At 72.0% G+C, this 16315-nt stretch carries 10 protein-coding genes; 4 read left to right on the top strand and 6 right to left on the bottom strand.

Annotated elements, in window-relative coordinates:
* Nucleotides 1–42: 42 nt before the first annotated feature.
* Complete coding sequence (locus tag JI751_RS17885; RefSeq protein ID WP_056601527.1) at nucleotides 43–294, top strand: WhiB family transcriptional regulator; 252 nt, start codon at nucleotides 43–45, stop codon at nucleotides 292–294.
* A gap of 8 nt (nucleotides 295–302) precedes the next feature.
* Here JI751_RS17885 and JI751_RS17880 read toward each other — a convergent pair whose 3' ends face one another.
* Genes JI751_RS17880 through JI751_RS17855 form a run of 6 tightly spaced genes read right to left on the bottom strand, consistent with a single transcriptional unit; the run spans nucleotide 303 to nucleotide 8315 of the window.
* Complete coding sequence (locus tag JI751_RS17880; RefSeq protein ID WP_201939740.1) at nucleotides 303–1772, bottom strand: sensor histidine kinase; 1470 nt, start codon at nucleotides 1770–1772, stop codon at nucleotides 303–305.
* Nucleotides 1773–1781: 9 nt separating this feature from the next.
* Nucleotides 1782–2825, bottom strand: a complete 1044-nt coding sequence (locus JI751_RS17875) for a LacI family DNA-binding transcriptional regulator (protein ID WP_201939737.1) — start codon at nucleotides 2823–2825, stop codon at nucleotides 1782–1784.
* A 35-nt stretch (nucleotides 2826–2860) separates the two neighbouring features.
* Nucleotides 2861–4693, bottom strand: a complete 1833-nt coding sequence (locus JI751_RS17870) for a dipeptide ABC transporter ATP-binding protein (RefSeq protein WP_201939734.1) — start codon at nucleotides 4691–4693, stop codon at nucleotides 2861–2863.
* Between the two features lies 1 nt (nucleotide 4694).
* Nucleotides 4695–5636: an ABC transporter permease gene (locus tag JI751_RS17865; RefSeq protein ID WP_201939732.1), complete on the bottom strand. Its 942-nt coding sequence runs from the start codon at nucleotides 5634–5636 to the stop codon at nucleotides 4695–4697.
* The gene (locus JI751_RS17860; protein WP_201939730.1) at nucleotides 5633–6622 is read right to left on the bottom strand and encodes an ABC transporter permease; all 990 of its coding nucleotides are present in this window, start codon (nucleotides 6620–6622) and stop codon (nucleotides 5633–5635) included. The genes JI751_RS17865 and JI751_RS17860 overlap by 4 nt, the downstream gene beginning before the upstream one ends.
* Before the next feature lie 10 nt (nucleotides 6623–6632).
* Nucleotides 6633–8315 (bottom strand): ABC transporter substrate-binding protein, encoded by a 1683-nt coding sequence (locus JI751_RS17855; RefSeq protein WP_201939728.1) that lies wholly within the window; start codon nucleotides 8313–8315, stop codon nucleotides 6633–6635.
* 181 nt (nucleotides 8316–8496) lie between these two features.
* Between JI751_RS17855 and JI751_RS17850 the strand changes: the two genes are divergently transcribed.
* The 3 genes from JI751_RS17850 to JI751_RS17840 are packed head-to-tail and all read left to right on the top strand — an operon-like array spanning nucleotide 8497 to nucleotide 16312.
* On the top strand, nucleotides 8497–11775 hold the full coding sequence (locus JI751_RS17850) for a GH36-type glycosyl hydrolase domain-containing protein (RefSeq protein WP_201939727.1): 3279 nt from the start codon (nucleotides 8497–8499) through the stop codon (nucleotides 11773–11775).
* Nucleotides 11775–13961, top strand: coding sequence for a glycoside hydrolase family 3 N-terminal domain-containing protein (locus tag JI751_RS17845; protein ID WP_201939725.1), 2187 nt, complete (start codon nucleotides 11775–11777; stop codon nucleotides 13959–13961). The genes JI751_RS17850 and JI751_RS17845 overlap by 1 nt, the downstream gene beginning before the upstream one ends.
* On the top strand, nucleotides 13958–16312 hold the full coding sequence (locus JI751_RS17840) for a beta-galactosidase (protein ID WP_201939722.1): 2355 nt from the start codon (nucleotides 13958–13960) through the stop codon (nucleotides 16310–16312). Before JI751_RS17845 ends, JI751_RS17840 begins: the two co-directional genes overlap by 4 nt.
* Nucleotides 16313–16315 lie beyond the last annotated feature (3 nt).

The following is a 16315-nucleotide window of genomic DNA, read 5'->3' as shown; positions in this document are numbered from 1 at the left end:
ACAGCACCCTGCCCTGTGACAGAAAGAGGGACTTCCCCACTCATGGATTGGCGCAGCCGCTCCGCATGCCTCGACGAGGACCCTGAGCTGTTCTTCCCGATCGGCAACACCGGTCCCGCGATCCTCCAGATCGAGGAGGCCAAGCAGGTGTGCCGACGCTGTGAGGTGCGCGAACAGTGCCTGGCCTGGGCCCTCGAGGCCGGCCAGGACCATGGAGTGTGGGGTGGCCTCAGCGAGGACGAGCGTCGCGCGCTGAAGCGTCGCAACGCACGCGCCCGCATCCGTACGGCCTGAGCGGGCGGTCAGTCGACCGGCAGGTCCGCCTGCACCCGCGTCCCCCGCGTGCCGGGGCCGATCTCGAGCACGCCGCCGAGCTCTGACTCCACGAGCGTGCGGACGATCGACAGCCCGAGCTGGGTCGAGGCGTCGAGGTCGAAGTCCTCGGGCAGCCCGCGTCCGTCGTCCTCGACGACGACGTGCAGGCGACCGACGATCCGGCGGGCGGTGATCACGACGCGACCGCCGGTGCGGTCGGTCAGCCCGGAGTAGCCGTGCTCGACGGCGTTCTGGAGGACCTCGGTGAGCACCATCGCCAGGGGCGTCGCCGCCTCGGACGGCAGCTTGCCGAAGGAGCCCTCGCGCACGACGCGGACCGGCACCTCGACCCCGCTGACGTCGACCACCATCGCTCCGAGCCGGTCGGCGATGTCGTCGAAGTCGACGGTCTCCTCGACCGCGTGGCTCAGCGTCTCGTGCACGATCGCGATGGAGCCCACCCGGCGTACGGCCTCCTCGAGGGCGGCCTTGGCGTCGTCGGCCTGCGTACGCCGTGCCTGCAGGCGCAGCAGCGCGGCGACCGTCTGGAGGTTGTTCTTCACCCGGTGGTGGATCTCGCGGATGGTGACGTCCTTGGTGACCAGCTCCCGGTCGCGGCTGCGCAGCTCGGTCACGTCGCGCACCAGCAGGAGCGCTCCGCTGGGGTCGCCCTGCGGCCGCAGCGGGATGCTGCGCACGATCAGGGTCACCTCGTCGGTGCCGACCTCGGTGGCGCGGCCGTCGCGTCCGCCCAGGACGGCGCTCAGGGTCTCCTCGTCGGGTCGTCTCCGCGCGGGCACCAGCTCGCGGGTCAGCTCGGTCAGCACCAGCCCCGCGAGGTCGCCCTGGAGCCCGAGCCGGCGGTAGGCCGACAGGCCGTTGGGGCTGGCGTAGACGACGCGGCCGGCCGGGTCGAGGCGGACGAACCCGTCCCCCACCCGCGGTGAGTCCGCGTGGTCGCTGCGCTGGCCCGGCAGCGGGAAGTGGCCGGACGCGATCATCTGGGTCAGCTCGGCGGCGGTCTGGAGATAGCTCAGCTCGAGCCGGCTGGGGGTGCGTACGCCGAGCAGGTTGGTGTTGCGCGCGATCATCGCGATCACCCGGCCCGCGCGGCGTACGGGGATGACCTCGACCCGCACCGGCACGTCGTCGCGCCACTCGGGGTCGCCCTCACGCACCAGCCGCCCGGTCCCGAAGGCCTCGTCGAGCATCCGCCGCCGTCCGGTGGGGATGAAGGTGCCCAGCACGTCGTCGACGAGCGCGGTCGGCCCGGTCGTCGGGCGCATCTGCCCCCCGGCCCAGTAGCCCCTGCCCTCGCGGTCGGGCAGCCACAGCACGAGGTCGGCGAAGGACAGGTCGGCCAGGATCTGCCAGTCCGCCATGAGCAGCTGGAGCCACGCCACGTCGTCCTCGACGAGCTCGGTGTGGGCTCGCACGAGCTCGTGGAGGGAGGGCACCCGGTCAGCCTAGGGCGTGTTCCGGGAGGTGGCCGGACCGCTCCACGGGCAGCCGCACGACCCGCGGACGACCAGCCGGGTGGGCAGCACCTGGGGGTGCACGTCGTGGGTACGGCCCTCGATCCGCTCGTGCAGCCGGATGGCCGCCCAGCGCCCGACGGAGTAGGTCGGCTGGAGCACGGTCGTGAGCCCGGGCGCCACGTAGCGCGACGTCATGATGTCGTCGAACCCCACGACCGCGAGGTCCTCCGGGATGCGTACGCCGCGCGCGATGAGGAGCGACATCAGGGCGACCGCCAGCTCGTCGTTGGCGCAGACCACGGCGTCGGCGGGCTCGGCCATGTCGAGCAGCGCGTCGACGACCGCGGGCGCGCTCTGCTCGACCAGGGGAACGAGCAGGGGCAGCGAGGCCTCGGTGGCAGCCTTCGACCGCGCCAGCGCCGACCGGAAGCCGGTGTAGCGCTCGGTCACGTCGTGGGAGCCGGCCGGGTCGCCGACGAACACCAGTCGGCGGCGGCCGTGCTTGAGCAGGTGGTCGGTGAGCTCGCGGGCCGCCTCGACGTTCTCCACGAGCACCGTGTCGCAGCCGTCGACCGGCTCGCGCGCCAGCAGCACCGTCGGCGTGGACCTGCAGACCTGCCGGACGAACGCGTCGGAGACCGTGTCGTTGGCCAGCACCAGCCCGTCGACGCGGGGCAGGATCTGGCGTACGGAGTCCTCGAGGTCGACCGAGGGGTGGGCGAGCCGCAGGACGACCGACTGGCCGTAGCGGGCGGCCGCCGCCTCGAAGCCGATGAGCAGCTCGGAGTAGTAGGGCCCGACCACGCCGGGCAGCACGAGGCCGTGGGTCTGGTGCCGCGGCACCTCGACCTGGCGGGCCGCACGCAGCGGGATGTAGTCGAGCTCCTGGACCGCCTGGAGCACCTTGCGACGCGTGACGGGCGACGTCGGCGCGGTGCCCCGCAGCACCCGGGAGACGGTCGCGATCGAGACCCCGGCGCGGTCCGCCACGGTGTAGATGGTGACCGGGCGGTCCGCGGGGTCGGTGCTCACGGGGCACAGCCTCGCAGAGCCACCCAGACTGGGGCCTAGAACGGGTTGGGCACCGCGTCCAGCAACGTCCGGGTGTAGTCGTCCTGCGGGTCGCGGATGACCTGCAGCGCGGGGCCCTGCTCCACCACCCGTCCCTCGTTGAGCACGATCACGTCGTCGGCGAGCATCCGGGCACTCAGCAGGTCGTGCGTGATGTAGAGGATGCCGACGTCGTGGGTCTGCACGAGGTCGTTGAGCAGCTCGAGGATCTCGGCGCGGATCGACACGTCGAGGCTCGAGATCGGCTCGTCGGCCACGATCACCTCGGGCAGCACCGCCAGCGCGCGGGCGATCACGACACGCTGCCGCTGCCCACCGGAGAGCTCGTAGGCGTAGCGGTTCACGAAGCGGTCGGACGGTGTCAGGGCCACCGTCTCGAGCAGCTCCTCCACCCGCCTCCTGCGCTCCTCGCCCTTCAGGCCGTGGAAGTTGACCAGCGGCCGCTCGAGGATCTGCCCGATCCGCTTGGTGGGGTTGAGCGCGGAGTAGGGGTCCTGGAAGACCATCTGGACGTGGCTGCGGTAGTCGCGCAGCGCGCGGCCGCGGAACGAGGAGACCTGCTGGTCCCCGTCGGGACCGTGGAAGACGATCCGGCCCTCGGTCGGGCTGTCGATGCCGGTGATCATCCGCGCCAGGGTCGACTTGCCGCTGCCGCTCTGGCCGACGAGGGCGGTGACGCCGCCCTTGTGCAGCACGAAGCTGGCGTCGGTGACCGCCTCGGTGCGCTCGACCTTGAGGCCGCGGCGCTTCTCGAAGACCTTGGTGACGTTGTCCACCGTCAGCACGACCTCGCGCTCGCGCGCCCTCTCCGAGTCGTCGGCCGACTTCACGAACTCGGGACCGTCGAAGTGGCGGGTGCCGCCGGACTGCTGGGCGACGTGGCAGGCGACGTCGCCCGCGCTGCGCGGCAGGAGCTCGGGGTAGTCGGTCAGGCAGCGCTCGATCTTCTCCGGGCACCGCGCGGCGAACGCGCAGCCCTGGTGCTCGAGACTGAGGTCCGGTGGACGGCCGGGGATGTAGGTGATGCGTACGGTCTCCGCGCGCGGATCGCCGTAGGACCCGAGAAGCCCCTTCGTGTAGGGGTGCATCGGCTCGCGGAGCAGCTCGCCGGCCGGCTGCGACTCGACGATGCGGCCGGCGTACATCACCAGGATCCGGTCGGACAGGTCGAGCACGGTGCCGATGTCGTGGCTGATGAAGAGGACCGCGAAGCCCTTCTCCTCCTGGAGCTTGCGCACGTTCTCCAGGATCGAGTGCTGGACGACGACGTCGAGGCCGGTGGTCGGCTCGTCGAGCAGCACCAGCTTGGGGTCGAGCGCCAGCGCGAGCGCGAGGTTGACGCGCTGCTTCATGCCGCCGGACAGCTCGTGCGGGAACGAGGTGATGAAGCGGTGGTCGATGAACACCATGTCGAACAGCTCGCGGACCCGCTCCGACACCGCCTCGCCGCGCAGGTCGGAGTGCGCCTCGATCGCGTCGCGGAACTGCGGCTCGATCCGGATCACGGGGTTGAGCGAGTTCATGCTGCTCTGGAAGACCGTCGAGAGGTCGCGCCAGCGCAGGTCACGCAGCTCGTCCTGGTCGAGGTGCGTGATGTCGGTGCCGTCGAAGGTGATCGAGCCGGCGCTGATCCGGCCGGGCTTCTCCAGCAGTCGCAGCAGCGCGGTGGCGAGGGTGGTCTTGCCCGAGCCGGACTCGCCGATCAGGCCGACGAACTCACCGGGGGCGATGTCGAACGACACGTCCTGCACCGCCGTCATCGACCGCGCCCGCTTGGGCTCGTAGCGCACCTCGAGGTTCTTCACCTCCAGGAGTGGGCTGCCTGTCATGTCAGTCCTCCCTCAGGTGGGGGTTGCTGAGCAGGTCGACGCCGAAGTTGATGAACGACATCGCGGTGATGAGGAGGGCCAGGGCGAGGCCCGGCGCGAAGATCCACGTGAGGAGGCCCTGCTGGATCGCTCCCTGGGCGTCGGCCTGGTAGAGCATCGTCCCCCACGAGACCGAGCGGGTGTCGCCGAGGCCGAGGACCGCGAGGCCCGCCTCCGCACCCACGGCACCGGTGGCGGCGCCGACGAAGCCCGCCACCACCAGCGAGTTCATGTTGGGCATGATCTCGCTGAAGATGATCCGGGCGCCGCTCTCGCCGGAGAACTTCGCCGAGGTGACGAAGTCGCGGTTGCGGAGCGTGATGATCTGCGCACGCTTGCCGCGTGCGGCACCCGCCCACGAGGTGATCGCGATGATGCCGACGATCAGCCAGACGCCGCGGGTGTCGGAGTACGCCACGAGCGTGATGATCAGCGGCAGCGCGGGGATCACCAGCGCGACGTTGGTGACGAAGCTGAGGACGTCGTCGACGATCGTGCCCTCGGTGTAGCCGGACACCAGCCCGACGACGAGGGCGATCGCGGTGGCCAGGGCACCGCCGAACAGGCCGACGAGGAGCGAGACCCGGCTGCCGAAGATCAGCTGCGAGGCGATGTCGCGCCCGTTGGTGTTGGTGCCGAGCCAGTGCTCGCCGGAGGGCTGCTGCAACGGCGTGAAGCTGCCGTCGAGCGGGTCGTGCGGTGCGATCAGCGGCGCGAAGACCGCCATCAGGACGTAGATCCCGAGGATCACGAGCCCGACGCGGGCCTTCTTGCTCGACCAGATCACCTGCCACCAGCGGTCGGGCGTGGTGGCGCTGCCGACCTGCTCGACGGCCAATCCCTCGACGGACCGTGACTGGTCGGGCTCGCCTTCAGCCATGAAGTCGTTCGGAGTGGTGCTCATCCCTCGGCCCTCCGTGCTCGCGGGTCCAGGACGCCGTAGAGGAGGTCGGCGATCAGGTTGGCCACCAGCACCCCCGTCGTCGTCAGCAGCATGAGCGTCTGCAGGAGCGGGTAGTCCTTGTTCTGCACGGCCTCCCCCATCAGGCGCCCGAGTCCCGGGTAGTCGAAGACCGTCTCGACCAGGATCGTGCCGCCGAGCACGCCACCGAGCGCGAGCGCGAAGCCGGTGACGCTCGGCAGCAGCGCGTTGCGGGCGGCGTACCGCAGCGCGACCGTGCGGTCGGACAGCCCCTTCGCCTTGGCGAGCCGGATGTAGTCCTCACCGAGGTTCATGATCATCGTGTTGCGCATGCCCAGGATCCAGCCGATCGGGGTGACGATCAGCAGGGTCAGGGCCGGCAACGTGGAGTAGGAGATGACCTCCTCGATGAAGGCGGCGTTCCACCCCGGCGTCGACGCGGAGTAGCCGCCGGAGGTCGGGAACCACCCCAGCGAGTAGCCGAAGACGTAGACCAGGACGAGCGCGATCCAGAACGGCTGCAGGGTGCCGACGAACGTCGAGCCGATGGTGATCGTCGCGTCCAGCTTGGTGTTGCGGCGCCATGCGGCGTACGCCCCGAGCACCATGCCGATCGCGAAGGAGATGATCTGCGTGACGACGACCAGGCCGACCGTCCACCAGATGGCCTGGCCGATCACCTCGCTGACCTTGAACGGGTAGTACGTGTACGACACCCCGAAGTTCCCGTGCAGCAGGTCGCCCAGGTAGTCCCAGTACTGCGACCACAGCGAGCCGTCGGGCGTGCCCAGCATCGAGCGCATCGCCCGGACCTGGGCCGCGTCGAGCTGGCTGTCCTTGCCCTGCAGGCGTCGCACCATCAGCTCGGCGGGGTCGCCGGGCTGGATGCGCGGGATGAGGAAGTTCAGCGTCACGACGGCCCAGAGCGTGCCGACGAAGAAGCCGAGCTTTCGGAGGAAGTACCGCACGGGCGCCGCCTCAGCTCGGGGGAACCAGGTGCGTCATCACCAGGAGTCGGTCGTCGGCACCACTGGCGTAGGGGTTGTCCTCGGTGGGCCAGCCCTCGGCGTGGTCGGTGCGGTAGATCGTGCGCGAGGGCGCGTAGATCAGCGAGGTGACCGGGTACTCGGTCATCATCACGTCGACCAGCTCGCCGAGGTACGGCTTCTGCTCCTCGCGGGACGTCGCCCCGGACAGCTGGGCGATCGCGTCGTCCGTGGCCGGGTCGGAGTAGCGCCCGACGTTGGGGAAGATGTCCTGCTCGGTCGGGAACTGCTTGCTGTTGAGCTTGGACCCGAGGTTGCGGGCCAGCTCGCATCCGCCGTGGAGGTACTCCAGGACCGCGTTGAAGTCGCCGGTCTTCTTCTGCTCGTCGACCGACTCGGGAGCCGACGCGGTGACCTTGGTGTCCACACCGAGGTCGTTGAGGTCGTCGGCGACGACCTCGGCGATCGCCTCGTAGTCGATGAAGCCGGCCTGCACGGAGAAGTCCACCGACAGCGGGCTCCCGTCGGGCATCGTCCGCTTGCCGTCGGCGCCCTCCTCGTAGCCGGCCGCGTCGAGCATCTCGGCGGCCTTGTCGGGGTCGTAGGGCAGCACCGTGTCGGCGCCGGCGTACTCCTCGGGGAGCAGGTCCTCCATCGCGGGGAGCTTGAGGCCGGTCTGGCTGGCGGGCTCCATGATCCCGTAGATGCCCTTCTCCGACATCGACTCCTTGTCCATGCCGTAGGAGATCGCCTCACGGAACTTCGGGTCGCTCCACGGCTCCTCGGTGAGGTTGCCGGTGAGCACCGTGGTGCCGGCCGGGGCGTAGAAGAAGCCGGTGTTGTCGGGGTCCTTGTCGACCACGGTCCTCTGCGGGTTCGGGATGTCGCCGTAGTAGGCGTCGATCTCGCCGGTCTCCAGCTTGAGCGCGGCCTGCGAGGAGTCGAAGATGCCCTCCTGGACGATCTTCTCGACCTTGATCTTGTCGGCCTGCCAGTAGTCGTCGCGGCGAGCCAGGGTGAGCCGGCGACCGTTGTAGCTCTCGACCTCGAACGGGCCCGTGCCGACCGGCTCCTTGTCGACGTACGTCGTCGGGTCGTCGACGTCGGCGTAGACGTGCTCGGGAAGGATCTTGGTGGAGATGATCCCGTCGTACTTCGCGGCGGCGTTGCCCTCGAACTCGATGACGACCTGGTTGCCGTCGGCGGTGACGGACTTCGCGGGCGCACCGAAGGTGTCGTTCCAGAGCCCGGACTTGTCCATGCCGGGGAACTCCTTCTGGAGGTTCAGCGTGAAGGCGACGTCGTCGGCGGTGAAGTCCTCGCCGTCGCTCCACTTCACGCCCTCGCGGATGTCGAGCGTCAGCTTGTCGCCGCCGTCCCACGTCGCGTCGGTCGCCAGCCACGGCGTCTCCTCGCACGTGAGGTTGTTGCGCACGATCAGCGGCTCGTAGAGCCAGACCGCGGTGAGCGGGGTCGGCGAGTACGGGTTGTAGTTGCCGAGCCCGCCGACGGTCGCGTCGACCTCGGCGGGGAACGTCAGCTGGGCGATCATGCCGTCCGCGGCCTGGTCCTCCTGGTCCTTGGCGCTGCCGGCACAACCGGTCGCGACGAGGCTGAGGGCGAGTCCGCCGACGAGCAGCGAGGTGGTCTGGGAAGTACGCCGAGAGATGCGCAAGGGAGGGCCTCCTGAAGGCGAGGTAGGAAGCCAACGTGACTGTGGCCACACGGGCCCGTCAACGGTCCGGAGGCATGTAAGTACTTACATGACAGCCGCCACGCTCAACCGTTTTCTTACATCTACTTTCAGCGCTCCGCGGGCCTGACTCGGCCTCTCACGGCTGGTAGGCATGATCCCCATGCGCACCATCCAGCGGCCCGGCACCCGCCCTCGCCACCGGCTCGAGACCCCCTCGGGGATGCACGTCGAGGCCAATGCCGACGGCGCCCTCACCCGCTTCGAGGCGGGCGACCTCAGCCTCCTCCTCAACCCCGCCACGAGCATCGAGGCGGGCGCCGCCAACGTGCACCTGCGCGTGCTCGACGAGCGCGGCGACGTCGTACGACGCACTCCCCTGCTCGGCCAGGACGCGCCCAGCCGCGTCGGTGTCGTCGACGACGCCCTGGTGGCCGCGGGCTCGTGGGGCGGGCTCGACTACGCCCTCACCCTGACGCTCGGGCGGGACGACCTGGCCTGGTCGTGGGACCTCGAGGTCGGCAACCGCGGCAGCGAGACCGTGCGCGTCGACGCCGTGCTCACCCACGACCCCGCGCTCGCCCCGGCCGGCGCGGTGGCCAACAACCAGTACTACGTCAGCCAGTACCTCGACGTGACCCCCGTCGAGACCGCCGACCACGGTGTCGCCCTGGCTGTCCGGCAGAACATGCCCGGCGAGCGGGTGCCGTGGGTCGTCGTCGCGTCGTCCGGCTGCGGCGTGGGCTGGGCGACCGACGCGCACCAGCTCGTGTCGCGCACCGTCACCGGCACGGAGTGGTCCGGCCTCGACGCGCCGCTCCCCTCGACCCGGCTCCAGCACGAGCACACCCTCGTCGCGATCCAGGATGCGGCGGCCGACCTCGCGCCCGGCGGGCGGCACCGCACCGGGTTCGTCGGCCGCGTGGTGCCGGACCACCCCGGGGCGACGGGCCCCGAGGACGCGCGGCACGTCGACTCCGCCCTGGCCCACGTCCGTACGAGCACGCCCGACGTCGACCTGGCCGATGTCGTCGACGAGTCCTCCCCCGACGGACCGGCGTCGGTGCTGGCGTCCGCGCCCGTGCTCGCCTGCGTGCCCCTGACCGACGACGACCTCGCGCTGCTCGAGCTGACCGCCGAGCCGGGCTCGACGGAGCACGACGCCGACGGGACGCCGACGACGTGGCGCACCGCGCACGGCGAGGTCGTGACCGCCGCCCGCGAGCTGTCGGTCCTCCGCCCCCACGGGCAGGTCCTGCGCACCGGCGACACCCTCGTCCCCGACGCGGGCAGCCTCACCACGACCGTCTGGATGGGCGGCACCTTCCACTCGCAGGTCACGGCCGGCCACGTCGGCCGCGACACGTTGGTCACCGGGCGCCGCAGCTATCTCGGGCTGTTCCGCGGGCAGGGCGTGCGGGTGCTCGTCCGCACCGTCGACGGCGACGGGACAGGGTGGGAGCTGCTCGACCTCCCGAGCGCCTGGTCCAACGGCCTCGACGCGTGTCACTGGTGGTACGCCACCGGCGACGGCCGACTGATCGAGGTGGTCTCCCGGGCGCCGGCCGCGACGCACGAGCTCGGGCTCGAGGTCCGGGTCGTCCGCGGTCCGGCGACGCGCCTGCTCGTCACGCTCGACACCGGTGGCGAGGACGACCTCGGCCTCGACCTCGCCTGGTCCGGCGAGGTCTCCACCGAGCGCGACGAGCACTGGCTCGTCCTCGACGTCGACGCGACCGACACGTGGCGGCTGGCCCTGCGAGCATCCGACGCGGCCCCCGCCCCCACCAGCGCCGGCGTCGGCGAGGAGTTCTGGCCCGAGGTCACCGGCTCGCTGCGGCTCGACCTCGCGGGCCACACCCCCGAGGCCGGGGAGGTCGCGGCGATCACCGACTCCGTGCCGTGGTTCGCGCACGACGCCCTCATCCACTACCTCGCCCCCCGCGGGCTGGAGCAGTACTCCGGTGGCGGCTGGGGCACCCGCGACGTCTGCCAGGGCCCGGTCGGCCTGCTGACCGCGCTCGACCGGCACGACGAGGTCCACGACGTGCTGCTCCGCGTGATGCGCGCGCAGAACGCCCGCGGCGACTGGCCGCAGGCGTTCGAGTTCATGCCACCCACCGCCGAGCACGGCCAGCAGGACTCGCACGGTGACGTCGTGTTCTGGCCGGTCCTCGCGGCGGGCGAGCACCTGCTCGCCACCGGCGACGCGGCGATCCTCCGCGACGAGGTGCCGTTCGTCGGCGACGACGGAGCGACCGCGCCTGCCTCGGTGGAGGAGCACCTGCGCCGCGCCGTCGGCCGGATCGAGGAGATGGCGGTGCCCGGCACCCCGCTCCCGGCCTACGGCCACGGCGACTGGAACGACTCCCTCCAGCCCGCCGACCCCGACCTCGCGCGCCGCATGGCGTCCACGTGGACGGCCGTCCTCCAGGTCCAGGCGCTCGACGCGCTCGTCGCCGGCCTCCGGGCCGTCGGCGCGGCGACCGACCTCGCCGACCACGCCGAGGCGCTGGTCGAGCGGACCCGTCGGTCGATCGCCACCGACATGGTGGTCGACGGCGTGATGCCGGGCTACCTGCTCTACGACCGCGCCGAGGCCGGCAGTGCCGCCGTCCCCCTGGTCCACCCCAGCGACACCCGCACCGGACTGACGTACGGCGTCCTCCCCTGGATCCACGCGATCACGTCCGACGTGCTCGACCCCGAGGCGTCGCAGGCCCACCTGCGGCTGATCGAGGAGCACCTGCTCGGGCCCGACGGCGCCCGCCTCTTCGACCGACCCGTCGCCTACAGCGGCGGCCCGATGTCGACGTTCCAGCGCGCCGAGGCGAGCACGTTCTGGGGCCGCGAGATCGGCCTGATGTACATGCACGCACACCTCCGGTACGCCGAGGCGCTCTCCCGCGTGGGTGACGGCGCCGGGCTGCTGCGCGCGCTGTCGCTGGCCAGCCCGTGGGGCCTGAGCGACCGGGTGCCGCAGGCGCGGCCCCGGCAGCGCAGCTGCTACTACTCGTCGTCCGACGGCGCCTTCACCGACCGCGTCGATGCGTCCGAGCGCTACGCCGACCTGATGGCCGGCGAGGTCCCGCTCGAGGGCGGCTGGCGCGTCTACTCGTCCGGCCCCGGCCTGGCCCTGCGGCTCGTGGTCGAGCGGCTGCTCGGCCTGCGCCGCCGCGGCGACCACGTCGAGGTCGACCCGGTGCTCCCGACCGGCGCGGACGGCCTGACCGCGACCGTACGCCTCGCGGGACGCACCGCCCGGGTGACCTACGCCGTGGGCCCGGAGGGGGTCGGCGTGCGCCGGGTCACCGGCGCCACCGGCGGCCTCGCCCTCACCGACCTCGCCAACCCGCACCGCCGCCCGGGTGCGTCCGTGCGCACCGACGACCTGCGCACGGCGCTCGACGCCGACCCCCAGATCACCGTGGAGACCAACTGATGACGACCACACACCAGCCCGACACCCGCACCTGGCTCGACCCCGCGCTCGACACCGAGTCGCGGGTCGACGCCCTGCTGGCCGAGATGACGCTGGACGACAAGGTCGGCCAGCTGCACCAGGTGGCCAACATCAACCCCGGCGAGGACGCCGACGCGCTGCGCGCCGGCCGCATCGGGTCGAGCCTCTACGCGTCCGGAGCGACGGCAGGCAACGAGCGCGACGACGGCGTCCTGGTGGGCGTCATCGACGAGATCCAGGAGCTCGCGGTCGGCGGCAGCCGGCTCGGCATCCCGGTGCTCTTCGGGCGCGACGTGATCCACGGCCACCGCTCGGTCGCGCCGATCCCGCTCGGCCTGGCGGCGTCGTTCGACCCAGAGCTGGTGCGCCAGGCGGCCGAGACCGCCGCGCGCGAGGCGATCGTCGACGGCATCGCGTGGACCTTCTCCCCCATGCTCGACATCTCCGAGGAGCCCCGCTGGGGCCGGGTGGCGGAGTCGTTCGGCGAGGCGCCCGTGCTGGCGTCCCGCCTCGCGGCCGCCGCGACCCAGGGCTTCCAGGGCGACGACCCGTCCCAGCCCGACCGGCTCGGTGCCTGCGCCAAGCACTTCGTCGGCTACGGCCTGTCAGCAGGCGGGCGCGACTACGACACCGTGTCGGTCGGCGAGAACACCCTGCGCAACCTGCACCTGCGCCCGTTCCGCGCGGCCGTCGAGTCCGGCGTGATGAGCGTGATGGCCGCCTTCAACGACGTCGACGGCATCCCGATGCACGCCCACCGGCACCTCCTGCGCGACGTGCTCAAGGGCGAGTGGGGCTTCGACGGCGTGGTCGTCGCCGACTGGAACGGCATCGGCCAGATCGTCTTCGCCGGCGTCGCCGAGGACGACCGCGAGGCCGCCCGCCTGGCGATCAAGGCCGGCGTCGACCTCGACATGGTCAGCGGCGCCTACCTCGCCCACCTCGCCGACCTGGTCCGCGACGGCGAGGTCGACGAGGCGCTCGTCGACGACGCCTGCCGCCGGGTGCTGCGGATGAAGTTCCGCCTCGGCCTCTTCGACGGGTCCGCCGCACCGGGCAACCGCCCCGAGGGCAACGCCCCCACCGCGGAGAGCCGCGCCCTGGCCCGACGTGCCGGCGTCGCGTCCCACGTGCTCGTGAAGAACGACGGTGTGCTGCCGCTTGCGGACGACGCGTCGGTGCTCCTCACCGGCGGCTTCGTGCACGAGGGCGACGTCCTGCTCGGCACGTGGGTGCTCGACGGGCGGGCCGAGGAGGTCGTCACCCCGGCCGCCGGCCTGGCCGAGCGACTCGGCGACCGCGTGACCGTCGACGACGGCCGCTTCCCCGACCGCACCGTCCAGCTCGCCCGCACCGCCGACGTCACCGTCGCGCTCGTCGGCGAGCACCCCAACCGGTCGGGCGAGGCCAACTCCGTCTCCGACCTCCGCCTCCCGCCGGGCCAGCTCGACCAGGTCCGCACCCTCGCCGGCCTCCGCAAGCCCCTCGTCGTGGTCGTCTACACGGGTCGTCCGCTCGACCTCACCGAGGTGCTCGACCTCGCCGACACCGTGATCGTGGCGTGGCACCCGGGCATCGAGGCCGGCAACGCCCTCGCCGACGTGCTGAGCGGCGACGTGGCCCCGCACGGCCGGCTGCCGATGACCTTCCCGCTGTCGACCGGCCACATCCCGACCAGCACCCACCAGCGGCCGACCGGACGTCTCATCCGCGCCGACGTCGACCACCGGGAGGGTCGCTACGTCGACGCCCTGACCTACCCCCGCCTGCCGTTCGGTCACGGCCTCACCTACTCCACCGTCGCGTACGGCGCCCCGCGGGTGTCGGACGACGAGCTCGGGCTGGAGTCGGCCACCACGCTGACGGTCACCGTCACCAACACCGGCGACCGTCCCTGCACGGAGGTCGTGCAGGCCTACTTCCGCGACCCGGTCGCGCAGGTGACGAGACCCCTCGTCGAGCTGCTCGACTGGAGGTCGGTCGACCTCGAGCCCGGCGAGAGCGCGGACGTGACCTTCGAGGTCAGCCCCACCGCGTTCTCCTACTTCGGGACCTCCCTGACCGAGCGCGTCGACGAGGGTGAGGTGCTGCTGCTGACCGGCCCCGACGCAGCGTCCCTCCAGCAGGTCTCGCTGCGCGTGACCGCCGCGGAGGTGCGCCCGTGATCGAGGTCCGCGACAAGCAGATCGTCATCGACGGCGAGCCGCGCCTGCTGATGGCCGGCGAGGTGCACTACTTCCGCGTCGCCCGCGCGGAGTGGGAGCAGCGCCTCGACCTGGTCGTCGAGGCCGGGTGCACGGCCGTGGCGTCGTACATCCCCTGGCTCTTCCACGAGCTGCCCGACGGCACCGTCGACGTCACCGGCGCCACCCGCCCCGAGCGCGACGTCGCGGCCTTCATCGACCTGTGCGCCGAGAAGGGGCTGCTCTTCATCGCCCGCCCCGGCCCGTTCGTGATGGCCGAGCTCAAGAACGAGGGCATCCCCTACCGCGTCTACGACGAGCACCCCGAGGTCGTGCCGGTCGGCTGGGACGGGCGGCCGACGCCGTCGCGGACCGTCGACTACCTGGCTCCGGCGTTCCTGGCCGAGACCGCGCGCTGGTACGACGCGATCATGCCGGTGCTCGCGCGCCGGCTGCAGCCGCAGGGCGGCAACGTCATCGGCGTCCAGCTCGACAACGAGGTGGGCATGCTCGCGTGGGTCACCAACAGCCCCGACCTCACGGACGGGCTGCTCGACGACTTCGGCCGCTGGGTGGACGAGCACCGCGGCAGCGACCGCTACCCGGTCAGCCGCACCCCCGACGAGTCGGTCGCCGGCCGGCTGCGCGTCGACCTCGGGCTCTTCATGCGCGAGCGCTTCGCGGCGTACGTCGTCGCGCTGCGCAAGCTGTGCGAGGAGCGCGGTGTGCGCGACGTGCCCTTCCTCATCAACATCCACGGCACCGAGGCCGGCAGCGGCGGACCGTTCCCGATCGGGATCAGCCAGCTGGTGGGCACCTACTCCGGGATCCCGGGCATGGTGTCGGGCTCCGACCACTACCTCGGCGCCGCCACCTCGGACACGCTCACCGACCTCTACGTGATGAACGCCTTCATGGACGCCGTCCACGACGAGCACCAGCCGCTCACGTCGCTGGAGTTCGAGGCCGGGACGGGCGACTACAGCGGCGGCATCGAGAGCCAGCACGACCCGTCCACGGTCGACCTCAAGACGCGCCTGTGCATCGCCCAGGGCAACCGGCTGATCAACTACTACCTGCTCGCCGGCGGCATCAACCCGCCGCTCGACGAGGTCGTGGGCGACGGCAACGACCGGCTCAGCTTCACCGGCGAGCGGCACGGCACGGCCGCGCCGATCGGGCCGGAGGGCCAGCGCGGGTTCGCGTACGACGCCACGGCCCGCACGGCCCGCGCGATGACCGCCCAGCAGGAGTGGCTGTCGCGGATGAGCGAGGAGCACGACGACGTGGCGCTCGGCCTCGTCCTCGACGCCTACGCCACCGAGTACCACCACCCGGACTCGACGATCATGTCCGGGGTCGTCGACGACCTGGCCGCCCACCGCGGCGGAGGCCAGCGCCGGTTCCTCCCGCGCTCGCTGATGCTCGCGGGCTTCCGGTTCGGAGCCGTGCACCTCGAGGAGCGCGACCCCGCGCCCGGATCGGTGCTGGCGCTCGCGTCCGGCCGGTTCGTGTCCGCCGAGGTGCAGCAGCGGGTCCTCGACCACGTGCGCGCGGGCGGCGGCCTGCTCCACCTCGGCCGGCTGCCCGAGCGCGACCTGGCGGGTGATCCCTGCACGGTCCTCGCCGACGGCCTCGGCATCCGCCCCGGCGGGTTCGTCCACGACAACGAGCACTTCTTCCCCTCGGTCGTCCGCCACGGCTGGGCGGCGCCCGGCCCGGAGGTCCGCGTCGGCTGGCGACAGGAGATCGACGCCCCCGACGGCGAGGTCGTGCTGACCGACGTGGACGGCGCCGTGTGCGGCGTCTCGGTGAGCGCCGGGTCCGGCCGCGCCGTCGTCCTGACCGCGGGGCTGCCGTCCGACCCGACGCTGGTCGAGCGTGCGATGGCCCACCTGGGCACGCGCGCCGCCGTCCGGGTCGACGCTCCGTGGCCGGGTGTGCTCACGACCACCACGGCCGCCGACGACGGCCAGCGCGCGGTCCACCTGATCAACCACTCGGCCGTCGCCATGGACGTCACCCTCACGATCGAGGGCGTCGACCTGCCCGACGGGGGCGCCCTGCACGTGCCCGGTCGCAGCGGGCACGTCCTGCCGCTCGGGCTCGACGTCGCCGGGCGTCGCGTCGCGTGGGCGAGCGCCGAGGTCACGGGCCACTCCCCCGACCGCCTCGACCTCGCGCCGGGGCTCGACCGGGACGGCCGCACCACCGTGCTGCTCGCCCCGGGGACGCCGGTCGTCGAGGACCCGTCCTACGTCGTCGACGAGGGCCCGGGCGGCGTCGTACGCGTGACCGGCGGGCCGGGACCGCTGTCGCTCAGGTTCGGTTAGGGG

The sequence above is a fragment of the Nocardioides baculatus genome (genome assembly GCF_016735675.1).
GTDB classification, from domain to species: Bacteria; Actinomycetota; Actinomycetes; order Propionibacteriales; family Nocardioidaceae; genus Nocardioides; species Nocardioides baculatus.
This window is presented reverse-complemented; position numbering and strand designations above follow the sequence as displayed.